The sequence below is a fragment of the Rhizobium sp. PEPV16 genome (genome assembly GCF_008919455.1).
GTDB lineage: Bacteria > Pseudomonadota > Alphaproteobacteria > Rhizobiales > Rhizobiaceae > Rhizobium > Rhizobium leguminosarum_Q.
In genome coordinates, this window is the sequence record NZ_VSZV01000284.1 from 1 (window position 1) to 22,151 (window position 22,151).

The window sequence follows — 22,151 nt, forward strand, 5'->3', positions numbered from 1 at the left end:
AGGCCGCTATTCCTCGGCCACGTAGCGCCGCTCGTGGCGCAGCCCCATGCTGGTCAGAATCTCGTATCCGATCGTGCCGGATGTCCGCGCCACATCGTCGACCGGCAGGTTCTTTCCGAACAGCTCGACATAATCCCCAGCGCGCACGGCGTTGTCAGGCAGGTCGGTGATATCGAAGATCGTCAGGTCCATGGTGATCCGGCCGGCAACCGGCACCGTGTGTCCGGCGATGAAACCTTGCCCGCCTTGCGGCACCACCTGGCGCAGCGGCACACCGCCGCTCGACTGGCTGCGCATGTAGCCGTCGGCATAGCCGGCCGAGGCGATCGCCAGCCGGCTTTCACGGCGAAGCTGCAGCGCCCGCCCATAGCTGACGGTCTCGCCGGCCTCGACGCTGCGCACCTGGATGATACGCGCTTCCGCCGTCGCGACGGGCCGCATCGGGTTCGCCATGCCGCTGACCGCTTCGCCGCCGTAGAGCGCGATGCCGGGGCGGGTCAGATCGAAGTGATAATCCTCACCGAGAAAGATGCCGGCCGAGGCGGCAAGGCTTGAATCGATGCCTTCATAGGCGGCGCTAACCCTGTGGAATGATTCGAGCTGCTGCCGGTTCATCGCATGGCTGGGATCATCGGCGCAGGCGAGGTGGCTCATGACAAGCACGGGCGCGAAGCTCGCCGGCCGTGAGACGTCGTCGGCGAGCGCGATCGCATCGTCGATATGCAGTCCGAGCCGATTGAAGCCGGTATCGACATGCAGCGCGCAGGGATAGTCGCCGTAATCGGCAAGCACCGCCATCCAGAAGGCGAGCTGTTCGTCGGATGAAATCACCGGCACCAGATCATTGTCGAAGAAGCGCCGTTCGGTGCCCGGCCAGATGCCTGAGAGCACGAAGATGCGTGCCTCGGGCGCATAGAGGCGAAGCGTCACGCCCTCGTCGACGGTCGCGACGAAGAAGTCGCGCGCGCCGGCCATATACAGCGCTTCGCCGGCATCCTCGATGCCCATGCCGTAAGCATCCGCTTTGACGACTGCCGAGGCCCGCGCCGCACCGGAGCGGCGCGCCATGTCGCGCCAGTTCTCCGTCAGGGCGGTCAGGTCGACGGTCAGCCGCAGGCCGGCCGAGGCAAAATTGTCGTCTTCGGGGGCGTCGAAAAATTCGCTCATGATTCACATCGAAAGAGGCCGGAGAAGGATTCTCCGGCCAGTTTAAAGATCAACTATGTCAAGGGAAAGCCCGGCGCTGCATTGCAGCATCCACACGATCAGTGCTCTTCATATTGGGTGAAGGAGGGATCGGCGAGATCGGCAAAACGCGTGAATTCCGCCTGGAAGGCGAGCTTCACCGTGCCCGTCGGCCCGTGGCGCTGCTTGGCGATGATGACGTCGGCCGTGCCCTTCACCTTGTCGAACAGCGCTTCCCATTCCGGATATTTCGGATCGTGGATGTCGCGCGGCTCCGAATTCTTGACGTAATATTCCTCGCGGAACACGAAGAGCACGACGTCGGCGTCCTGCTCGATCGAGCCGGATTCGCGAAGGTCGGACAGCTGCGGCCGCTTGTCGTCGCGGCTTTCGACCTGACGCGAAAGCTGCGACAGCGCAATGATCGGAACGTTGAGCTCCTTGCCGAGCGCCTTCAGGCCGGTGGTGATCTGGGTGATTTCCTGCACGCGGTTGTCGCTGGATTTGCCCGAGCCGGTCATCAGCTGAATGTAGTCGACCACCAGCACGTCGAGGCCGCGCTGGCGCTTCAGACGGCGCGCGCGGGCCGAAAGCTGGGCAATCGAGATACCACCGGTCTGGTCGATATAAAGCGGCACCTTCTGCATCATCATCGAGCAGGCGACGAGCTTTTCGAAATCGGCATCGTTGATGTCGCCGCGGCGGATCTTCGAGGAGGAGACTTCGGTCTGCTCGGAGATGATACGGGTGGCGAGCTGTTCGGACGACATTTCGAGCGAGTAGAAACCGACGACGCCGCCGTTCTTCGCCTTCATGCTGCCGTCCGACTGGACTTCGCCTTCGTAGGCGGCGGCGATATTGTAGGCGATGTTTGTAGCAAGCGAGGTCTTGCCCATGCCGGGGCGTCCGGCAAGCACGATCAAGTCCGACCGCTGCAAACCGCCCATCTTGGAATCCAGCGAATGGATGCCGGTGGAAATGCCGGAAAGCCCGCCGTCGCGTTCCTTGGCGACGGCCGCCATGTCGATCGCCAGCGCGACCGCATCGTTGAAGGCCTGGAAGCCGCCGTCGTAGCGGCCGTTTTCCGCCAGTTCGAAGAGGCGGCGTTCGGTATCCTCGATCTGCGACTGCGGCGGCATGTCGAGCGGCGCGTCATAGGCGATGTTGACGACGTCCTCGCCGATGGTGATCAGCGCTCGGCGCAGCGCCAAGTCGTAGATCGCCCGGCCGTAATCCTCGGCATTGATGACGGTGACGGCATTGCTGACGAGGCTCGCCAGATATTGCGAAACCGTCATGTCGCCGACCTTCTCGTCGGCCTTCAGGAAGGTCTTGATCGTCACCGGATTGGCGATCTTGCCCATGCGGATGATATCGCCGGCAACCTCGAAGATCTTCCGGTGCAGCGGTTCATAGAGATGGATCGGCTTCAGGAAGTCCGACACCCGGTAATAGGCGTCGTTGTTCATCAGGATCGCACCCAGAAGCGCCTGCTCGGCTTCGATGTTGTTGGGTGCTTCGCGATAATGCTGCTCCGACGGAGCAACGGCTGCAATCTTTCGAGCGGCGTCGTTCATCATCATCCGTTCTGTCTTTTTCCAGCTCCGGATTTGCAATTCCGGACGCGAAAATCAAGAGGCTACGAAAGGAGCGGGGGCTCGCTTCGCCTAAATCCTGAACGCTGTGCACGTTGTTCGACTTCTCCACAGTCTTGGGCGACGCAAAGGAGAAATACTGGCAGTGTCACCCGCACGACACGGTATGGCGCCGACTCAGCCCATCCGCTTCGGAGAATGTCATTTTAGCGCGATGCGAGAAGGCACGCAGCAAAAACATCCGGAAGATCCCCTTAAAAGAAGCGAGCCGATCAGCGGCTCATATCGAAGGGGTGGAAACGAAAAAGCCCGGCGCGGTGGCCGGGCTTCCCTCTCGCGGATCGCTCCGACGAAATTATGCTTCGTCTTCGTCGACGCCATCGGCTTCCGGATCGAAGAAGTCTTCCGGACGCAGCGCGTCTTCGTCGACGCCGTAGATCGCGTCGACCGAGGTGAGTTCTTCGCCCTTGGACTGGCGCTCTGCCTCTTCGGCAGAACGGGCAACGTTCAGCTCGACGTGAATTTCGACTTCGGCATGCAGCTGCAGCTCGACCTTGTGCAGGCCGATCGACTTGATCGGCGTGTTGAGGTGAACCTGGTTGCGGCCGATGTTGAAGCCTTCGGCGCCGAGAATATCGACGACGTCACGGGCAGCAACCGAACCGTAGAGCTGGCCGGTTTCGCCGGCGGAGCGTACGACGATGAAGGACTTGCCGTCGAGAACGTCGGCGACCGTCTGGGCTTCCGACTTGCGCTCCAGGTTGCGGGCTTCGAGCGTTGCGCGCTCGGCTTCGAAGCGGGTCTTGTTGGCGGCGTTGGCGCGCAGCGCCTTGCCGAGCGGCAGCAGGTAGTTGCGGGCAAAGCCGTCGCGAACCTTTACGGTTTCGCCCATCTGGCCGAGCTTGGAGATGCGTTCGAGAAGGATGACTTGCATTTTCTTTTTCCTTTCTTGTGTCTCAGATTTTCGTATCGGATTGTTTGGGGGCATCAGCATCTTTCGTCGGGGTCAGTGCGATCGCCTTGCGCGTATCGCTGAGACCGAGGACGAGGATGAGGAGAGCTGGCAGCAGCATGAGCATCGAGCCCAGATAGCAGAGGATGAGGGCCGGTATGCGCCAGTCCTTGCCGCGCGTGCGGAAATGCAGCGAGGCGAAACCGGAAAGCATGAAACCGGCACCGAAGGCGCCAATCACGGTCGCGCCGACCAGTGCCGGAACGCCGCCGAAAAAGCAGGCGGCAAGCCCGGCCAGGAAGATGAAGATCGAGTTGCGGTTCATCCGCAGCGACGAGGGAATATCCTCGCGCGGGCGAAGGCCGCGGCCGGAGGCTGCAACGATGCGCACGGCAAAATAATAGGCGGCAAACAGCATGCTGACCCACATGCCGCCCTGCAAAGCCGGCAGCATCAGCAGGATCAGCGACTTGGTCTGCGCGGTCGCTGCCGGATCGGGCATGAATTCCGGCTGCTGCTGCTTGAGCGAGGTGATCAGCAGATCGACGATCGGATCGGTAATCTCAGGCCCGTAGCCGATGATCACACCGATGACGATGACGGCGAGCGTCACCAGACCGCAGAGATGCAGCAGGATATCGGAGAGCGGATACCAGGCAAGCAGATGGTCGGGTCCGCCGAGTTCGGCGGCCGGGCGCGCCAGATTGGCGAGATGGCTGAGCCAACCGGCCGGCAGCAGCGTTACCATGGTCATGATCAGCGCGAAGGAAGGCGAGATCAAGATCGCGCCGAGTGCTGCGGCGCTGACGACGGCCGAGACCGCGGCGGTATTGCCCCAGCCGAGCCCGACGATCAGGATCGGCAAAGCCGAAGCCGTGTAGAGAAGCGCGCTGAAAAACGACGGCTGCATGCTCGCGCCCAGCACCAGCAGGGCGGCGGTCAATCCGGCGAGTGCGCCGATCAGCAGCGTTTTAATGTTCGGTCGTTTCAAGGTCGCTGTCCTGCTTCATCAAGCAGTTAGAGGATGTTGCTGAATCAAATTCAGAAACGTCTCAACATGGGTTTTAAGAGTTCCGATCCGCGCCCATCGCGGAAGGGAGAAGGGAAGGCACGAATGCCTTCCCTCAAGGGTGTGCGCGTCGGCCGATGATCAGGCGACGACGTAGGGCAGCAGGCCGAGGAAACGGGCGCGCTTGATCGCCTGAGCGAGTTCGCGCTGCTTCTTCTGGGAAACGGCCGTGATGCGGGACGGAACGATCTTGCCGCGCTCGGAAATGTAGCGCTGCAGCAGGCGTACGTCCTTGTAGTCGATCCGCGGCGCGTTGGCGCCGGAGAACGGGCAGGTCTTGCGGCGGCGATGGAACGGGCGGCGGACCGGAGCGGAGGAAGTTTCAGACATATCTCAGATCTCCCTTATACACGGTCTTCGCGCGGACGGCGCGGACGGTCGTCGCGGTCGCCGAAGCCACCTTCACGCGGCGGACGCGGGCCGCGGTCGCGATCGCCGAAGCCGCCTTCACGCGGGCCACGGCCGCCTTCGCGCGGACGGTCGTCACGGTCGCGCTTCTGCATCATGGCAGACGGACCTTCTTCATGCTTCTCGACGGCGATCGTCATGTAGCGAAGAACGTCTTCGCTGATGCGCATCTGACGTTCCATTTCCTGGACGGCAGCAGCCGGTGCATCGATGTCCATCAGGGCGTAGTGCGCCTTGCGGTTCTTCTTGATGCGGTAGGTGAGGGACTTGAGGCCCCAGTTCTCAATACGCCCGACTTTACCGCCATTCGCTTCGATCACACCCTTGTACTGTTCTACGAGGGCATCGACCTGCTGAGCGGAAATATCCTGCCGGGCAAGGAATACATGTTCATAAAGAGCCATGACAGCTTTGCCTTTCTTGCGTTTGGTTCAACCCGATATTCGGCGGCTAAGCCTCAACGACTGCTCCTGATTGGGCGGACCCAGGCAAGAAAGCGTTTCCGAGACGGTCGAGAGCGGAGACACGGGAGGCTGGAACGCTTCCGTTCCGAACGATTTCCGTGAGGAAACCGGCCCTCCGTTCAGCCACCAGCCAGAAGACCGGGTTAACGAACAGGGCGGCTTATACGGATTTTTTGGGCAAAGGCAAGCGCAATCGGACACCCACCCGATGCCGGCCAATGGTCGGCATCGGGTGGGCGCCAGACAAATAGGATCAAAGCGTCAGCGGATACTGCCGGTGCACCTTGGCGATTTCCGCCAGGATCTCGTTCGAAAGCGTAATATCTGCCGCGCCGATATCGATTTTCAACTGCTCCATCGACGTCGCGCCGATGATGACCGAGGCCATGAAGGGGCGTGACAGGCAGAAGGCGAGCGCCATCGCTGCCGGGTCGATGCCGTACGTTGCGGCGATGTCCAGATAGGCTTTGGTCGCCGGCTCCTGCAGCGGTTGCAGGCGGCCGCCGATATCGTGGTTGATCGAACCGCGCGAACCTTTCGGCCTGCCGCCGTCGATATATTTGCCGGACAGGATGCCGCCGGCAAGCGGCGAATAGGCGAGCAGCCCGACATCCTCATGATGCGAGAGTTCGGCGAGATCGAGGTCGAAATGGCGGTAGAGCAGGTTGTATTCGTTCTGGACGCTGGCGACCCGCGGCAGGCTCTTCTGTTCGGCGAGCGTCAGGTATTTGTGTATGCCCCAGGTGGTTTCGTTGGAAAGGCCGATCGCGCGGATCTTGCCTTCCTTCACCAACGCACCGAGCGTTTCCAGGATGTCGAGCATATTGGCGACGGCCTTGTCGCGATCCTGGGTGAACGGATTGTAGTTCCAGTTCTGGCGGAAATGGAAATGGCCGCGGTTCGGCCAGTGGATCTGGTAGAGGTCGACGTAGTCCGTCTTCAGCCGCGTCAGGCTGGCCTCGAGCGCCAGGCGGATATTCTTTGCATCGGCACCTTCGCCGCCGCGCAGATAATCGCGGCCGCGGCCGGCGACCTTGGTGGCGAGCACGATATCGCCGCGCTTGCCGGTCTTATTGAACCAGCTGCCGATATAGTCTTCGGTCCAGCCCTGTGTCGCGGCCGAAACCGGGGTGGTCGGATAAAGTTCGGCCGTATCGAAGAAATTGACGCCCTTTTCGACGGCGTAATCCATCTGCGCATGCGCATCGGCTTCGCTGTTCTGCGAGCCCCAGGTCATGGTGCCAAGGCAAATCTCTGAAACGGAAATATCGGTGCGGCCTAGTGAATTGTACTTCATGGAAAAACCTTGGGAGAGAGGTGAAAGCCTTGGGGAGGTCCGGGCAAATCTAGGCTGGATTTGGCGAAGCGCAAGAGCAAAAGCCGGGCTTTTGCGCGCGCGCGAAAGGCTTTGCGGAGAATGAGCCGCTACTTGACTCTGCCGGAAAGAATGTCAATTGGAGGCAAAACAGCCTCAAGGGGCGCAATCAGGGGCATGAGCCAGGGACACGAGAATGACCATTGCTTTCACTTTTCCCGGTCAGGGCAGTCAGGCCGTCGGCATGGGCAAGGACCTCGCCGAGAATTTCGGGGAAGCCCGCGCCGTTTTCCAAGAAGTCGATGAGGCGCTCGGTGAAAAGCTTTCGGACGTCATGTTCAACGGTCCCGAGGATACGTTGACCTTGACGGCGAACGCCCAGCCGGCGCTGATGGCCGTCTCGATCGCCGTCGTCCGCGTATTGGAGGCCAAGGGGCTGGATCTGAAGTCCAAGGTCGCCTGCGTCGCCGGCCACTCGCTCGGCGAATATTCTGCGCTTTGCGCCGCCGGCACCTTTTCGCTCGCCGACACTGCGCGGCTGTTGCGCATCCGCGGCAACGCCATGCAGGCGGCCGTTCCCGTCGGCGTCGGCGCCATGGCCGCGATCATCGGCCTCGAACATGCCGACGTCGTTGCCGTCTGTGAGGCGGCGGCCGCCGTTGGCGCCTGCCAGATCGCCAACGACAATGGCGGCGGCCAGATCGTCATCTCGGGCGAGAAGGCAGCCGTCGAAAAAGCGGCCGCCCTTGCGACCGACAAGGGCGCCAAGCGCGCCATTCTGCTGCCGGTCTCTGCTCCGTTCCATTCGACGCTGATGGCGCCTGCCGCCGACGCCATGCGCGAAGCGCTGGCAACGGTCGCCAAGTTCGACCCCGTCGTGCCTCTCATCGCGAATGTCCGTGCCGCCCCGGTGACCGGCGCCGACGAGATCGCCAGCCTGCTGGTCGAGCAGGTGACCGGTCAGGTCCGCTGGCGCGAGACGGTGGAATGGTTTGCCGGAAATGACGTGACGACGCTTTATGAACTCGGTTCCGGCAAGGTGCTGACCGGCCTTGCCCGCCGCATCGACAAGACGATCAACGGCATCTCCGTCAACGGTCCGGCGGATATCGACGCGGCCGTCGCCGCCCTCATGGCCTGATTGGTATTTCCAGATATAAGGAACGTTTCCATGTTCGATCTTTCCGGCCGCAAGGCTCTCGTCACCGGCGCATCGGGCGGTATTGGCGAGGAAATCGCCCGCCTTCTCCATAAGCAGGGCGCCATCGTCGGCCTGCACGGCACCCGCGTCGAGAAGCTGGAAGCGCTGGCCGCCGATCTCGGCGAGCGCGTCAAGATCTTCCCGGCGAACCTCTCCGACCGCGATGAGGTCAAGGCGCTCGGCCAGAAGGCCGAGGCCGACCTCGAAGGCGTCGACATCCTCGTCAACAATGCCGGCATCACCCGCGACGGGCTGTTCGTGCGCATGAGCGACGAGGACTGGGACAGCGTCCTCGAAGTGAACCTGACGGCGACCTTCCGCCTGACGCGCGAATTGACGCATCCGATGATGCGCCGCCGCTATGGCCGCATCATCAACATCACCTCCATCGTCGGCGTCACCGGCAATCCGGGCCAGGCCAATTACTGCGCCTCCAAGGCCGGTATGATCGGCTTCACCAAGTCCCTGGCGCAGGAGATTGCCACCCGCAACGTGACGGTCAACTGCGTCGCACCGGGCTTCATCGAGAGCGCCATGACCGGCAAGCTGAACGACAAGCAGAAGGAAGCGATCATGGGAGCGATCCCGATGAAGCGCATGGGCACGGGCGGCGAGGTGGCTTCGGCGGTCGCTTACCTTGCGTCCTCCGAGGCTGCTTATATGACGGGCCAGACGCTGCACGTAAACGGCGGCATGGCGATGATCTGAAACGACAAACTGTTGGCGTGTGAATAATTCCGCCAATAGCATGTTGAGCAATCACGAACCGTTGATTTTCTGGCTTTGCGGCAGACATAAAGCATGTTAAGCGGGCCATGACTGTGAACAGTCGTCCCGAGAAAGCAGACGGACCGGCGGGCTTTTTGCAAGCCTGGGACATCTCTGAAGCCGGGTAAACGAGTTTGCCGAGGATGTCTGAAAACATCGCAGGCTGAAACAGGGTAGGGGTGCCGCGATGGCATTCCGATCAGGACATAAGGTCGAGGAAACCGACATGAGCGATATCGCAGAACGCGTAAAGAAAATTGTTATTGATCATCTTGGCGTCGACGCCGACAAGGTCGTCGAGAGCGCCAGCTTTATCGACGATCTGGGCGCTGACTCGCTCGACACGGTCGAACTTGTCATGGCTTTCGAAGAAGAATTCGGCGTTGAAATTCCTGACGACGCTGCCGACTCGATCCTGACGGTCGGCGATGCAGTGAAGTTTATTGAGAAGGCCCAGGCCTGATCCTGTGAATTTGAGAAAGGGCGGGCCTGGAGTCCGCCCTTTTCTTTTCGGCATATTTCTCCATAGAACATAAGAGACGGGGGAAAGCACGCGATGAGACGTGTCGTCATCACCGGTACCGGCATGGTATCACCCTTGGGATGCGGAACCGAGGTGACGTGGTCCCGGCTGCTTGCCGGTCAGAACGGCGCCCGCCTCGTCACCGAATTCGAGGTCGATGACCTTCCCGCCAAGATCGCCTGCCGTATTCCTATCGGTGACGGCACCGACGGTACCTTCAATGTCGATCAGTGGATGGAGCCGAAGGAGCAGCGCAAGGTCGATCCCTTCATCATCTACGGCATGGCCGCCGCCGACATGGCGCTTGCCGATGCCGGCTGGCATCCTGAAACCGATGAGGACCAGATCGCCACCGGCGTGCTGATCGGCTCCGGCATCGGCGGCATCGAAGGCATCGTCGAGGCGGGTTACACCCTGCGCGACAAGGGCCCGCGCCGCATCTCCCCCTTCTTCATTCCCGGCCGCCTGATCAACCTCGTCTCCGGCCAGGTCTCGATCCGCCACAAGCTGCGCGGACCCAATCATTCGGTCGTCACCGCCTGCTCGACGGGCGCGCATGCGATCGGCGATGCCGCGCGGCTGATCGCGTTGGGCGACGCCGACGTCATGGTCGCCGGCGGCACGGAATCCCCCGTCAGCCGCATTTCGCTTGCAGGCTTTGCCGCCTGCAAGGCGCTGTCGACCCAGCACAACGACGATCCGCAGAAGGCGTCGCGCCCCTATGATCGCGACCGCGACGGCTTCGTCATGGGCGAAGGTGCCGGCATCGTCGTGCTCGAGGAGCTGGAACACGCCAAGGCGCGCGGCGCCAGGATCTACGCCGAAATCGTCGGCTACGGCCTGTCGGGCGACGCTTATCACATCACCGCGCCCTCCGAAGACGGCGAGGGCGCCGGCCGCTGCATGGCGATGGCGCTGAAACGCGCCGGGCTGACGCCGGCCGATATCGACTACATCAATGCCCACGGCACTTCGACCATGGCTGATACGATCGAACTCGGCGCCGTCGAGCGGCTGGTCGGCAATGCGGCGTCGAAGATCTCCATGTCCTCGACCAAGTCGGCGACAGGACACCTTCTCGGCGCCGCCGGCGCCATCGAGGCGATTTTCGCCACGCTTGCGATCCGCGACAACATCGCGCCGCCGACGCTCAATCTCGACAATCCCGAACGGGAGACGGCGATCGATCTTGTTCCGCACAAGGCGCGTGAGCGAGACATCAATGTGGCGCTGTCCAACTCATTCGGATTCGGCGGCACGAACGCGTCGCTCGTACTGCGCCGTTACGCGCAATAAGAGTGCTGCAAGCGGTGTAATGGGTCTCCCATGCACCGCAACCGGCCGTCCTCTCCGTTGAGTAGGAGGCGTGCGAAAGCATAACGACCGGCAGCGGCGTCGTTGAACGGCGGCAGAACCTGCTTTTGCCGCATTGCTTCGCGAAATAGCGAAGTGAGGGTCAAGTTTTAGAGGATTGCCGGTGAGCGATACGACGAACCAGAGCAACGATACCCAGGCGCAGAAGGGACCGATTATCCCGAAGTCGCCGAGCGAAGCCCTGCGTCCGGAACGCGTTCCGGAGCCGCCCAAGCGGTCGAAGAAAGCCCGCGGCCAGGTCGTTCTTTTCCTGAACTTCCTCATGACTATGGCGGTTCTAGTCTGCGTCGTCGCAGTCATCGGCTTCTATTACGCCACCTCGACCTATCGGAACCCCGGTCCGCTGCAGACCAACACAAATTTCATCGTCCGCAACGGTGCTGGTCTGGCGGAAATCGCCTCGAATCTCGAGCGCAACGCGATCATTAGCGATGCCCGCATCTTCCGCTATCTCACGGCAACGCATCTTTCTGTCGGTGAGAGCCTGAAGGCGGGTGAATACGAGATCAAGGCGAGGGCCTCTATGCGCGATATCATGGAGCTGCTGAAGTCGGGCAAGTCCATTCTCTATTCCGTTTCCTTCCCCGAGGGCCTGACGGTTCGCCAGATGTTCGACCGTATGCTGCAGGATACCGTGCTGGAAGGCGACTTGCCGGCGGCATTGCCGACCGAGGGCAGCCTGCGTCCGGATACCTACAAATTCTCGCGCGGCACCAAGCGCTCGGAAATCGTCGACCAGATGGCGGCTGCGCAGCAGAAGCTCGTCGATCAAATCTGGGACAAGCGCGACTCCTCGCTGCCGCTGCGATCCAAGGAGGAGTTCGTCACACTCGCCTCGATCGTCGAAAAGGAGACCGGTGTTCCCGACGAGCGTGCGCATGTCGCCTCCGTTTTCCTGAACCGGCTCGGCAAAGGCATGCGCCTGCAGTCCGACCCAACGATCATCTACGGCCTCTTCGGCGGCGAGGGCAAACCGGCCGACCGGCCGATCTACCAGTCGGACCTGAAGCGGGACACACCTTACAACACCTATGTCATCAAGGGTCTGCCGCCGACGCCGATCGCCAATCCCGGCAAGGATGCGCTGGAAGCCGTCGCCAATCCCTGGAAGACGCAGGATCTCTATTTCGTCGCCGACGGCACCGGTGGCCATGTTTTCTCTGCGACGCTCGAAGAGCACAATGCCAACGTCAAGCGCTGGCGCAAGCTCGAAGCCGACAAGGGTTCGGATCCGAACATCGCAGTCGACGGCCAGCCGGAAGAGCAGCCGGCGGATAATGGCGCGACCGTCGCGCCGCCGAAGAAAAAGAAGATCAACTGAGACTTTCGGGAGGCTCGCATGGCTTTGCAGTCCATGACCGGTTTTGCGCGGCGCGAGGGAACGAGCGGCCGCTGGCGCTGGGCATGGGAACTGCGCTCGGTCAACGGCAAGGGCCTCGACCTGCGCCTGCGCCTGCCGTCCGGTCTCGAACGCATGGAGGCAGAGGTCCGCCGCCTCGCCGGAGAAAGCTTCAGCCGAGGCAACCTGCAGGCATCGCTATCCGTCACCGCCGACGAGAACCGTTTCGAGGCGGTGCTGAACAGGCAAGCGCTTGCCGCCGTGCTGGCCATGCGCGAGCAACTGGACGGTGTCATCGATCCGGCGCCGCTGAAGCTCGATACGCTGCTGCTGGTGCGCGGCATCGTCGAATTCCGCGAAAGCGAGGATGGCGAGGAGGCGCTTGCCGCCCGTGACGCCGATATCGCTGCCGGCCTGCTGGCCGCGCTTGCCGATCTGAGAGCGATGCGCGAACAGGAAGGGGCGGCGCTGGCCCGCATTCTTCACGACCACGTCACGACGATCGAAGGCCTGACGCGGACGATCGAGGCCGATCCATCGCGCTCGCCGCAGGAGATCGCCGCGCGGCTTGCCGCGCAGGTCGCCTTGTTGATGGACGGCATGGCCGCGCTCGACCGCGACAGGTTGCATGCCGAAGCCGCGCTACTGGCGACCAAGGCGGATCTGCGCGAGGAAATCGATCGTCTGAAGGCTCATATCGCCGCAGCGCGCGATCTCCTGGTGAAAGGTGGCCCCGCCGGGCGCCGACTGGACTTCCTTGCACAGGAATTTAACCGCGAATCGAATACCATCTGCTCGAAGTCGAATGCCTCGGCGGTCACCGCCGCCGGCATCGAGCTGAAAGTCGTGATCGACCAGTTCCGCGAGCAGGTCCAGAATTTGGAGTAAGACATGAAACCGGCGAAATCCTCGCCCGTGCAGATCGCCCGCCGCGGTCTGATGCTTGTCATCTCGTCGCCGTCAGGCGCCGGCAAGTCCACCATCGCGCGCACGCTGCTGGAGACTGACAGGCAAATCGGCCTTTCCGTCAGCGTCACCACGCGCCAGCGCCGTCCGAGCGAAGTCGAGGATGTGCATTACCACTTCAAGAGTGTGCGCGAGTTCGAGCGGCTGCGCGATAGCGACGCGCTGCTCGAATGGGCCGAGGTGCATGGCAATTTCTACGGCACGCCGCGCGAGCCGGTCGAGCAGGCCATGGGCGAAGGCCGCGACATGCTCTTCGACATCGACTGGCAGGGCGCCCAGCAATTGCAGGAGAAGATGTCGGCCGACGTCGTCTCGATCTTCGTGCTGCCGCCGACCATGACCGAGCTCCAGTCGCGGTTGCATCGCCGTGCCGAGGATTCCGAGGAGGTCATTCAGACGCGCCTCGCCAACAGCCGCGCCGAGATCGCCCACTGGCGCGAATACGACTATGTCATCGTCAACGACGATCTCAACGCCGCCCTCGACGCCGTCCAGTCGATCGTCAAGGCCGAACGCCTGCGCCGTGACCGCCGCCATGGCATGTTCGACTTCGTCCGCGAGTTGCTGGAAGAGACGCCGTCGCTTTAAAGCGTGATGCCGAAAAGTCTGCGCGATTTCGCGATGAGACACCAAATCTGAAAGATTGCGACGCGCTTTAGAGGCTGTTCGCCAGCAGACAGAACTCCTCGACGGACAGGGTTTCCGCCCGACGCGCCGGATCGATCCCGGCCTTGACGAGCAGGCTCTCGCCGCCGAGCGATTTCAGGCTTTGGCGCAGCATCTTGCGGCGCTGGCCGAAGGCCGCCTGTGTCACCTTTTCCAGATTGCCCACAGCGCAGGGGATCGGGTTATCGCGGGGGGTCAGTTGCACGACCGTCGACGTCACCTTTGGTGGCGGCGTGAAGGCTTGCGGCGGCACGTCGAAGGCCATGCGTGCCTCCGTCCGCCAGCCGCAGAGCACGCCGAGACGGCCGTAATGATCGTCGTCTTCGTTGGCGACGATACGCTCGCCGACTTCCTTCTGAAACATCAGCGTCAGCGACTGCCAGAACGGCGGCCAGGCTTTCGGCAGCAGCCAGTTGACCAACAACTGCGTGCCGACATTGTACGGCAGGTTGGCGATGATCTTGATCGGGCCTTCCGGCGCCAATGTCTCGAAATCCGTCTTCAGCGCATCGCCTTCGATCACCTCCAGCCGGCCGGGATAATGATCGGCGATCTCGGCAAGCGCCGGCAGGCAGCGTGTATCCCGCTCGATGGCGATAACCTTCCTGGCGCCGAGCGCCAGGATCGCGCGCGTCAGTCCGCCGGGGCCGGGGCCGACCTCGAAAACGGTCGCATCTTCGAGCGCCCCCGCCGTGCGGGCGATCTTCTGCGTGAGGTTGAGGTCGAGCAGGAAATTTTGCCCGAGCGCCTTGCGTGCATCGAGGCCGTGACGCTGGATGACGTCGCGAAGCGGCGGCAGGCCATCGAGTGCTGCCATTAGCGGCGGCTTTCCGCGCTGCGGCCGAGCTGGCCGGCGAGCTTCAGCGCCGCAACGAGGCTGTGCTCGCGCGCCAGTCCCTTGCCGGCAATGCCGAAAGCGGTGCCGTGATCCGGCGAGGTGCGCACGAAGGGAAGCCCGAGCGTCACGTTGACGCTGTCGTCGAAACCAAGTGCCTTGGCCGGGATCAGCGCCTGATCGTGATACATGCAGATGGCAACGTCGTATCGCGCCCGCGCCTCGTCATGGAACATCGTATCGGCGGGCAGGGGGCCGATCGCATCGATGCCCTCGTCGCGCAGGCGCTCGATCGCCGGACGGATGACGTCCTCGTCCTCCGTGCCGATCGCCCCGCCTTCGCCCGCATGCGGGTTGAGGCCGGCAACGGCGAGCCGCGGCGCCTCGATGCCGAAGCGCTGCCTCAGATCTTCATGGGCGATCCTGCAGGTTTCGGTGATCAGTTCGCCCGTCAGCGCCTGCGGCACGTCGCGGACCGGAATATGGATGGTGACGGGAATGGCCCGGAGCTTCGGTCCGGACAGCATCATTACCGGTGTTACCGGCCGGCCGGTCGCCCTGGCGGCGAGATCGGCGAGAAATTCGGTATGGCCGGGAAACCGGAAACCGGCTTCGTAAAGCACGGCCTTGGCGATCGGATTGGTAACGACTGCGAGCGCCTCGCCGTCAATGACAAGCGACACGGCTTTCTCGATCGACGCGATCGTGCCTTTCGCCGTTGCCGCATGCGGTTCGCCGGCCACGACCTCGATACTAGCCGATATGGTCATGACGGGCAGCGCATCGGCAAACATGCCGGCGGCCTTGCTGGCTTCATCGGTCTCGCGGATCGAGACCGCCAGATTGAGCTGGCGGGCTCTCAACGCCAGAACGTCGGGGTCGCCAATCAGGAAGAAAGGCGGCAACCCAAGTTCTCGCCGCCTCAGCCAAGCCATCAGAGTAATATCCGGCCCGATGCCGGCGGGGTCGCCCTGGCTCAGCGCAAGCGGTCGCAAAAACGGTATCGCCATTATCGGTCAGCGATAGGCGATCTGCGCCTTTTTGCGCAGTTCATCCAGGTATTTCTTGCTGTTTTCGTTTTCCGGGCTGGCATCCTTGCCGGCCTTGGACTTGTCGAGATCTTCCTGGCGGAAGACCATTTCGGCGGCCTGGTCGTCGGAAACCTGCCGCTGGCTGCAGATTGCCAGATATTCGACGCCCTTGTCGGTGACGCGTGTCCCTGTCGTGTTGCCCTTGGCCTGCTCGACCAGCGGCTTCCAATCCGGCGGGATCTCGGGGGCGAGCAGGCGGCCGAGATCGCGCACGGAAACGTCGCGCATCGTCGCAGCAAACACCTTTGCCTGATCGCAGCCTGGAAATTTGGAGCGCGACGCCTCGGCCTCGCCCTTGCGCTTGCCGGTGATGGCGCCGCGCTTGGCTTGCGGAATGACGAAGATGATCTGCTGCAGCATATATTCCGTCGTCACCGGCTTCTGCTTGTTGTTCTGCATCATGCGCGAGACGAGATCATAGTTCGACAGCCGCGAGGTCGAGCCGTAGCGGGCGTTGACGACACGCGGCCAGCTCATCTGCACGGCGATGAAACCCTTGAAATGATCGACGCCGACGCCGGCGCGATCAAGGATCTGCGACATCTGCTCTGGGGAAAGCTTGTTGCCGCTCGAAAAGCGCGCGAAAGACGCATCGACGTCCTGCTGCGAAACCGACATACGGACGCGAGCGACTTCCTGCCGCTTGAGCGCCTCGTCGACCAATTGCTCCTCGGCAGTCTTGGCATCGGCCTTCGTACGCTGCAGGCGCAGGAAGGCCTGGCGCTTGGCGACATCACCGCTGGTGATAGCGGTGCCGTTCACCACGGCTTTGACTTCGCTTGCCGCAAGCGCTGGACCGGCAAAACCTGTCAGCAATGCAAGCGCTGCCGCGGCGAGGAATTTGGTTATGGCTTTTTTCGCGTCAATCATCTGTTGACCTCCCGATAGCGCCGCGAGACGTTGTTCGCGGCGTTCTTACCACAGTGCGAGACACGCTGAAATCGCTTCCGTCACGGCGCGAAACTCCTATGCCTCAGATACCGACTGGCGGCAATGTCCTGCACAGGCTTACGGCGAAAGAATGGCTTCAGGCCATGTTTGCACCGATCGCCCGTCATTCGAGGGTGTCGGAGCCGATCTTGATGTCGCCGAGCGTGCGGAAGGTCAGCCGTGCGCCGATCGTCCAGTCGCTTCCCGACTCGTCGTCGGAATCTCTGCTGTCCGTATAGGCGATCGTGAAGATCGTGCATTCGTCCTCATAGGAGAGGCCGATCGTCCGCCGACTGATCACATCATTGTTCAGATCCCAGGCAATGCCGCCGAAAATCGACCAGTAATCTTTGAACTTGACGCTGCTGTTCGTCTGGATCTCGTCATTGTCCTCGGCAAAGCCATATGCCGGCTGGGCGCTGAGATGGGTGTAGGTCAGCTGCGTCGCGAAGGTGTCGTTCTGGTAGGCCGTCGTCAGGTCGCCGCGGCGGAATTCGAAATCCTTTTCGTCGAGCCGGTAGGAGGCTGCGACGGAAACGCCGTACGGTGTTTCGACGCCGCCAAGGCCGACGTAATCGGAGCGGTCGGTTTCAAGGCCGGAGTCGGCGCCGACATTGACAAGATCAGCCGTTGCAAAGGAGTTCTGGCCGGCGATCTGATAGGACTGGCCGAAAATGCCGTGCAGCTTGTAACCGCTGTCGAAGGTCCCGGTATACTGGACGCCGATATTGGCGCGGGTACCGCCTTCGACCCGGTCGTAGCCCGAGAACTTGTCGCGGTCGAAAAGCGAGGTGGCGTCGAAGACGAAGCTTTGCGCATCCTCGTTCGGCAGGCGGCCGGCAAGCTGCTCGTCGGGGCGGGCGTAGATCTGTGCGATCGGCTCGAGGATATGGGTGCTATTGTCAGTCGTCATCAGGATCGGATAACGCATCTCCAGACCGGCTGTGAACATCGAGCGGGTAGCAGAATTGCCGTCGACGTAGTTGCCGGTGTAGCCGGTCGGATCATCCATGTTCAGCGCGAAGGCATCGCCGCGCGCGGCCAGCAGCGGTGTGATCACAAGACCGGTCGGCGTGACGTAGGTGCGCTTCCATTGAAGCTCGGCAGTCAGCCGTGAAGTCTGGCCTTTCAGGCCGCGGAAACGGTCGAAGCCGTCGACGGTATAGAAGTCGTCATGTGTGCGCGAAATATTCGTCAGGTTGACATCCGCCGAAAGCTCGCCGCCGGCAAGCGGCTGCGGCGCCACATAGTGATAGTCGAGCGACGGATAGACGATCGCCTGCTGCTTTTCAGCGGTATTCGTCCGATCGGCATCCTGGACGTCGAAATAGAACGCCCGCATGTCGAAATAATTGCGTTTCCCGAGCCCTGTTAGGTAGATCTGATTGGTACGATCCGTACCGGTCAGGCCCCGCAGCTTGTACGTTTTCGAGAAATTGTTGTCGCTCTGCATCATGACGTCCCAGCCGAACGTCCAGCGCGGATTGATGCGGAATTCGGCCTTGGAAGCCACCATGCCACGCTGGTCGGCTTCGGCATCGCTGGTGCCGGAGCTGAAGTTGCTCGGCTTTGCCTGGTCGATGCCGGCGACGCGCAGAATATGCGTGCCATTTTCGAAGCGTTGACGAAATTCGCCTTCAATGAGGAAGCCCTGGGCTGTGTAGCCCGTGGCGGTGACCGTCGCGTCCATACTCGGCGAGATCACATAGTAATAAGGAACGGAAAGACCGAAGCCGAGATTCTGCGACAGGCTCATCGTCGGAAACAGAAAGCCGGACTTGCGTTTCACCGTATTGTCGGGAACTTCGATGAACGGCAGGAAGGCGATCGGATGGCCGAGCAGCTCGAAGCGCGCTCTCTCCAGACGGATCGTATGCGTCTCGCCGTTCTGGATCACCCGCTGGGCCTTGACCTGCCAGAAGGGCGCGCGCTTCGGATCCTCGGCGCAGGGAAGGCAGGCCGTGTAGACGCCCTTGTTGAGAATCATCTTCGTGCCGCCGACGCGCTCGCCGGTTTCGGCGGCGATACGCGTATTGTCGGCGGTTTCGATACGCAGCGAGTTCATGAACCCGTCGGCGAAATTGTCGGTCACGTCGAGGTTGTCGGCATAGATGCGATTGCCGTCGGGACTGACCAGCTCGATATTGCCGATCGCCATCATCCGGCCGGTCTTCTGATTGTACTCGACCTTCTGAGCGACCATTTTATAGCCGGCATAATTGATCTGTACGCCGCCGACCGCCGACACCAGATCGGCGTCACGGTTATAGACCAGTTCATTGGCCGAAAGCAGGAGCTTGGCTCCTTCCGGAATGTTCTTCCCGATATCTTGAGCGGACGTGTTGGCCTGGCCGTAGGAGGCTGGGACACTGCCGAAATAGGAACATAGAGTCGCGCCGACAAGCAGGGCAACCAGCTGATTACTAAAATACTTGCGGTCGCCTGCCGCCACTAGCCGTCCTCCTGATGAAGCAGAATAGTCGCACCCAAGGCCAGCGCGACGACCACCGGTATCCACGTCGCCACGAAGGGGGGCACGACTCCACTGCTTCCGAATGCCTTTACAAGCACGGTGACGACATAAAGCATGAAGCCCGAGAGGATGCCACCCAGAATCACGGAGCGGGATTGGTTGAACCGGCTAAATTTTAGGGACACTGTTGCGGCTATGAAAGTCATGGCCACCAGCAGCAATGGCTGGGACAACAGGGAGTTGAATTGCGTCTCCAGCGCCTTGGTCGAAATGCCGAAGGACTTGGCCGCAGCAATTCGGTTGGAAAGGTCAAAGAAACCAATTGTTTCCGGCGCTGTCAGCCGCTCCTGGACGAAGTCCTGTTTCAGATTGGTGCGAAGTTGAACCGAAGCTTTACGCACGGGGATTTCGCCAGGCTTGCGCTCCACTACGGTGTTAAGTTGCCAGTAACCATCTTCCAATTTTGCCGTGGCGGCGTCCTGTCTCAGAATGACCTGACCGCTTGAATCGAAATGGATCAGCACGGCGTCGATCAGCTTGGTTCCGTTCTCCTGGACCGTCTGGGCGCCGATGATGACATCGTCCCGGCCACTGATCTGGCGCAGCCACGGAATCTGCGGTGCCTTGCGCAGAACCGCGTTCTCGCCACGCCAGTCCGATTCGACCAGCAGTGCCTGGCGCTGTCCCCAGGCGGCAAGCGGGTTGAGCGCCGCCATCGTCAGCAGGCCGAGCGCCAGCGAGCCAGCGATGAAGGGGAACATGAACTGCCAGACCGAAATGCCGGCAGCGCGCGTGACGACGAGTTCATATTTGCGGTTGAGGCCGATCAGCACCGTCATGCCGACGAACAGTGCGATGAATGGCACAGTCTGCTGTAGGATGAGCGGCAGGCGCACGGCGGTCATCAAGACGCCGCCGCCGATCGTGTAGCCGGGAAGGCCGGACATGCGGCCCGCCGTCTCGCTGAAATCGAGAAGGAAAGAAATCGCCGAGACGCCGATCAGGAACCAGCCCGTCGTCACCAGATAGCGGCGAAAGAAATAACGCGACAATGTCCCGAACATCATTGGGCAGTGCCCCCGCCGGTCCTGCCGGCTGCGGCAAGCAGCCTTTCCTGCATCCGTCTCCAGAAAGACGAAATCCGGTCCCGGATGAACGAAGGCATGACCAGTCGTTTGTGCAGGCCGAGGAAGACGATCGAGACGATGCTGCTGACAATCGGGATGGCGTAGAGGACGGCGATATATTCAGGGTCGGTATCGATCTGATTGGCCGCGTAGAAGGCGGCCCATCGCATCGCGAAGGCATAAGCGAGAGCGCTCACCATCGGATGCAGCCGCGCTTCGCGGTGCGAGCGCGCATCGCCGGCGATCGCCAGTGAAAACAGTGCAAAGACGACGGGCAGGATCCAGTCGGTCAGCCGCCGATGCAGTTCGGCGCGGTAGCTTTGCGGCCGGATCGTAAAGTCCTTATCGGCCGGATCCGGATTGAACAGGAACCCCAGGTCACGGTCGCTGGCGCGCAACGTCGCCTGTCCGCGATTCTCAGTCATGTCCGATAGATCGAAGGAATAGGAATCGAAATTGATAACCGAGACGTTGCCATCGGGCGTTTTTCGGTGCACTTCGCCTTGATGCATGATCAGCGTCGTGCCCGTGTCGTCGACGGCGCCTTCCTTCGCATAATAGATCAGTTCATAGGCCGGGTCGCGCTCGTCGGCGACGAACAGGCCCTTCAGCATGCGGCCCGCCATCCGCTGCGAGATCTGAACATAGAGGCCTTCGTCGAGCTTGCGGAAGGTCTTTTCCTCGATCACCGAAGAGAGGAGGTCAGCATAGGTCTCGGCGATCATCTGGCGCACGACGGTCTTTGCGCGCGGCTCGACGACGTTGTCGACGAAAAAGGAAAAGACGCTGATGACGGCGGCAAGCAGCAGGATCGGGCGGATCAGCACGCTGCGCCGCGCCCCGGCCGCGTCGATGACGGTAAGTTCGGAATCGTTGTTCATCGTCGTCAGCGTCTGGGTGATCGCGATAACGAGAGCGAAGGGCAGAACGACAGGAATGATCGACGGCAGAATCATCGTCGCCAGCTTGGCGAACGAGCCGATCGACTGGCCGCTGTCGGTGACCAGATTGATGCGCTGCAGAACCTGAGTCGTCCAAATGATCGCCAGAACCGGCAGGAGCGCCACGAGAAACATCTGGCCGACGCGCCGCAATATGTATGTCTCGAGTAGTTTCATGCCTGCCCTTGAAAGCACCTGCACGCCCAAACGGCCTTGCAGGAGAATCCCTCTACGCTCTTTGTCGCGCTTTTGCGACAAGCTGGTGTCAAAAATTCATTCAAATTTCAGAATTTTTTTGATGCTGTTGCGACTCAGTTAACGCCAGCAATGCGGCGAAGACGACAAGCGAAGACAGCCATCCAAGAACGACGTCGGAAAGATAGTGTGCGCCGAAGGATAGCCGCATCGCCGGGGTGAGGATCGAGATCGCCGCCAAGGGTGCCGCCACCGCATAACGCAGGGATTTCGGCACGAAGAGCAGGAGGCAGAAGAGCCAGCCGGCACTCGCCGCCTCGCCGGAGACGAACGAGCAGTTCGAAACGCATTTTCCGGCAAGCGAACCTGCCTCGACGAAATGCAGCGTACCGCCGAAAATGTCCGTCTGTATCGGCCGCGGCCGGCCCCAATGTTCCTTGAGGATGACATTGACGAGCAGCACCGGCCCGATCAGCATCGTTCCGAGCGCGACTTTGAGCTTTTGCGCGCGCTCGGCGTTGAAGGTTGCGCCGTGCTGCTGGTAGCATTCGACGAGTTTCCACAGCATCACGATCGCCACCACATAGGGCAGGCGGAAGAATAGAGTACGCAGCAGGTCGAAGGCCGCGACGTCGCGATAGGGAAAGCCGCCGCAGATGCTCCCGGCAGCAGCAGTCGCGTCGCAATCTGCGCCCACGAAAAAAAGCTGGGAAAAATAGATGTCTATTTCGGGG

The 22,151-nt window shown here is 61.5% G+C and carries 21 protein-coding genes; 7 read left to right on the top strand and 14 right to left on the bottom strand.

Annotated features, from left to right (window positions below):
* Window positions 1-6 precede the first annotated feature (6 nt).
* From alr to FY112_RS13170, 7 genes are all read right to left on the bottom strand, one after another.
* A complete protein-coding gene (gene alr, locus FY112_RS13140) occupies window positions 7-1,167 on the bottom strand; it encodes an alanine racemase (RefSeq protein WP_151518542.1) in 1,161 nt (386 codons plus the stop codon).
* A 98-nt stretch (window positions 1,168-1,265) separates the two neighbouring features.
* A complete protein-coding gene (locus FY112_RS13145; protein WP_063474885.1) occupies window positions 1,266-2,762 on the bottom strand; it encodes a replicative DNA helicase in 1,497 nt (498 codons plus the stop codon).
* A 373-nt stretch (window positions 2,763-3,135) separates the two neighbouring features.
* The gene (gene rplI, locus FY112_RS13150; protein WP_011651241.1) at window positions 3,136-3,714 is read right to left on the bottom strand and encodes a 50S ribosomal protein L9; all 579 of its coding nucleotides are present in this window, start codon (window positions 3,712-3,714) and stop codon (window positions 3,136-3,138) included.
* Window positions 3,715-3,736: 22 nt separating this feature from the next.
* Window positions 3,737-4,723, bottom strand: a complete 987-nt coding sequence (locus FY112_RS13155; protein ID WP_017959801.1) for a hypothetical protein — start codon at window positions 4,721-4,723, stop codon at window positions 3,737-3,739.
* Window positions 4,724-4,882: 159 nt separating this feature from the next.
* Complete coding sequence (gene rpsR / locus FY112_RS13160) at window positions 4,883-5,131, bottom strand: 30S ribosomal protein S18 (protein ID WP_003547038.1); 249 nt, start codon at window positions 5,129-5,131, stop codon at window positions 4,883-4,885.
* Between the two features lie 14 nt (window positions 5,132-5,145).
* Window positions 5,146-5,613: a 30S ribosomal protein S6 gene (gene rpsF / locus FY112_RS13165; RefSeq protein ID WP_003547040.1), complete on the bottom strand. Its 468-nt coding sequence runs from the start codon at window positions 5,611-5,613 to the stop codon at window positions 5,146-5,148.
* Between the two features lie 313 nt (window positions 5,614-5,926).
* Window positions 5,927-6,970 (bottom strand): aldo/keto reductase, encoded by a 1,044-nt coding sequence (locus FY112_RS13170; RefSeq protein ID WP_151518543.1) that lies wholly within the window; start codon window positions 6,968-6,970, stop codon window positions 5,927-5,929.
* Window positions 6,971-7,184: 214 nt separating this feature from the next.
* On the opposite strand from FY112_RS13170, the gene fabD reads away from it, so the two are divergent.
* The 7 genes from fabD to gmk all read left to right on the top strand — a co-directional run bounded on the left by fabD (window position 7,185) and on the right by gmk (window position 13,747).
* Entirely contained in the window at window positions 7,185-8,129 is a 945-nt protein-coding gene (fabD, locus tag FY112_RS13180) for an ACP S-malonyltransferase (RefSeq protein ID WP_151518544.1), read from the top strand.
* Between the two features lie 30 nt (window positions 8,130-8,159).
* Window positions 8,160-8,897: a 3-oxoacyl-[acyl-carrier-protein] reductase gene (fabG, locus tag FY112_RS13185; RefSeq protein WP_017959804.1), complete on the top strand. Its 738-nt coding sequence runs from the start codon at window positions 8,160-8,162 to the stop codon at window positions 8,895-8,897.
* A gap of 286 nt (window positions 8,898-9,183) precedes the next feature.
* Window positions 9,184-9,420: an acyl carrier protein gene (locus FY112_RS13190; protein WP_003547058.1), complete on the top strand. Its 237-nt coding sequence runs from the start codon at window positions 9,184-9,186 to the stop codon at window positions 9,418-9,420.
* Between the two features lie 93 nt (window positions 9,421-9,513).
* On the top strand, window positions 9,514-10,776 hold the full coding sequence (gene fabF / locus FY112_RS13195) for a beta-ketoacyl-ACP synthase II (protein WP_065279474.1): 1,263 nt from the start codon (window positions 9,514-9,516) through the stop codon (window positions 10,774-10,776).
* Between the two features lie 181 nt (window positions 10,777-10,957).
* The gene (gene mltG, locus FY112_RS13200) at window positions 10,958-12,175 is read left to right on the top strand and encodes an endolytic transglycosylase MltG (RefSeq protein WP_151518545.1); all 1,218 of its coding nucleotides are present in this window, start codon (window positions 10,958-10,960) and stop codon (window positions 12,173-12,175) included.
* Window positions 12,176-12,193: 18 nt separating this feature from the next.
* Window positions 12,194-13,081: a YicC/YloC family endoribonuclease gene (locus FY112_RS13205; protein WP_094086312.1), complete on the top strand. Its 888-nt coding sequence runs from the start codon at window positions 12,194-12,196 to the stop codon at window positions 13,079-13,081.
* 3 nt (window positions 13,082-13,084) lie between these two features.
* Window positions 13,085-13,747 (top strand): guanylate kinase, encoded by a 663-nt coding sequence (gmk, locus tag FY112_RS13210; protein WP_003547062.1) that lies wholly within the window; start codon window positions 13,085-13,087, stop codon window positions 13,745-13,747.
* A 67-nt stretch (window positions 13,748-13,814) separates the two neighbouring features.
* Here the strand turns inward: gmk and rsmA are convergent, their stop codons facing one another.
* The 7 genes from rsmA to FY112_RS13245 all read right to left on the bottom strand — a co-directional run.
* Window positions 13,815-14,642, bottom strand: coding sequence for a 16S rRNA (adenine(1518)-N(6)/adenine(1519)-N(6))-dimethyltransferase RsmA (rsmA, locus tag FY112_RS13215; protein WP_017959810.1), 828 nt, complete (start codon window positions 14,640-14,642; stop codon window positions 13,815-13,817).
* Entirely contained in the window at window positions 14,642-15,670 is a 1,029-nt protein-coding gene (gene pdxA / locus FY112_RS13220; protein WP_151518546.1) for a 4-hydroxythreonine-4-phosphate dehydrogenase PdxA, read from the bottom strand. Before pdxA ends, rsmA begins: the two co-directional genes overlap by 1 nt.
* A 6-nt stretch (window positions 15,671-15,676) precedes the next feature.
* The gene (locus FY112_RS13225; RefSeq protein ID WP_131621916.1) at window positions 15,677-16,621 is read right to left on the bottom strand and encodes a peptidylprolyl isomerase; all 945 of its coding nucleotides are present in this window, start codon (window positions 16,619-16,621) and stop codon (window positions 15,677-15,679) included.
* Window positions 16,622-16,805: 184 nt separating this feature from the next.
* The gene (locus FY112_RS13230) at window positions 16,806-19,133 is read right to left on the bottom strand and encodes an LPS-assembly protein LptD (RefSeq protein ID WP_151518547.1); all 2,328 of its coding nucleotides are present in this window, start codon (window positions 19,131-19,133) and stop codon (window positions 16,806-16,808) included.
* Window positions 19,133-20,221, bottom strand: a complete 1,089-nt coding sequence (gene lptG / locus FY112_RS13235) for an LPS export ABC transporter permease LptG (protein ID WP_017959814.1) — start codon at window positions 20,219-20,221, stop codon at window positions 19,133-19,135. Before lptG ends, FY112_RS13230 begins: the two co-directional genes overlap by 1 nt.
* Window positions 20,218-21,399, bottom strand: coding sequence for an LPS export ABC transporter permease LptF (gene lptF, locus FY112_RS13240; protein ID WP_151518548.1), 1,182 nt, complete (start codon window positions 21,397-21,399; stop codon window positions 20,218-20,220). Before lptF ends, lptG begins: the two co-directional genes overlap by 4 nt.
* Before the next feature lie 100 nt (window positions 21,400-21,499).
* The coding region (locus FY112_RS13245; protein WP_246700663.1) for a phosphatase PAP2 family protein at window positions 21,500-22,151 on the bottom strand (652 nt) is incomplete at its 5' end.

Coding starts and splice junctions, on each gene's coding strand:
- lptG (WP_017959814.1), bottom strand. CDS start 20,221: ATGATGTTCGGGACATTGTCGCGTTATTTCTTTCGCCGCTATCTGGTG.
- rpsF (WP_003547040.1), bottom strand. CDS start 5,613: ATGGCTCTTTATGAACATGTATTCCTTGCCCGGCAGGATATTTCCGCT.
- gmk (WP_003547062.1), top strand. CDS start 13,085: ATGAAACCGGCGAAATCCTCGCCCGTGCAGATCGCCCGCCGCGGTCTG.
- rsmA (WP_017959810.1), bottom strand. CDS start 14,642: ATGGCAGCACTCGATGGCCTGCCGCCGCTTCGCGACGTCATCCAGCGT.
- FY112_RS13145 (WP_063474885.1), bottom strand. CDS start 2,762: ATGAACGACGCCGCTCGAAAGATTGCAGCCGTTGCTCCGTCGGAGCAG.
- FY112_RS13190 (WP_003547058.1), top strand. CDS start 9,184: ATGAGCGATATCGCAGAACGCGTAAAGAAAATTGTTATTGATCATCTT.
- FY112_RS13225 (WP_131621916.1), bottom strand. CDS start 16,621: ATGATTGACGCGAAAAAAGCCATAACCAAATTCCTCGCCGCGGCAGCG.
- rplI (WP_011651241.1), bottom strand. CDS start 3,714: ATGCAAGTCATCCTTCTCGAACGCATCTCCAAGCTCGGCCAGATGGGC.
- rpsR (WP_003547038.1), bottom strand. CDS start 5,131: ATGTCTGAAACTTCCTCCGCTCCGGTCCGCCGCCCGTTCCATCGCCGC.
- fabG (WP_017959804.1), top strand. CDS start 8,160: ATGTTCGATCTTTCCGGCCGCAAGGCTCTCGTCACCGGCGCATCGGGC.
- fabD (WP_151518544.1), top strand. CDS start 7,185: ATGACCATTGCTTTCACTTTTCCCGGTCAGGGCAGTCAGGCCGTCGGC.
- alr (WP_151518542.1), bottom strand. CDS start 1,167: ATGAGCGAATTTTTCGACGCCCCCGAAGACGACAATTTTGCCTCGGCC.
- pdxA (WP_151518546.1), bottom strand. CDS start 15,670: ATGGCGATACCGTTTTTGCGACCGCTTGCGCTGAGCCAGGGCGACCCC.
- FY112_RS13170 (WP_151518543.1), bottom strand. CDS start 6,970: ATGAAGTACAATTCACTAGGCCGCACCGATATTTCCGTTTCAGAGATT.
- fabF (WP_065279474.1), top strand. CDS start 9,514: ATGAGACGTGTCGTCATCACCGGTACCGGCATGGTATCACCCTTGGGA.
- FY112_RS13205 (WP_094086312.1), top strand. CDS start 12,194: ATGGCTTTGCAGTCCATGACCGGTTTTGCGCGGCGCGAGGGAACGAGC.
- lptF (WP_151518548.1), bottom strand. CDS start 21,399: ATGAAACTACTCGAGACATACATATTGCGGCGCGTCGGCCAGATGTTT.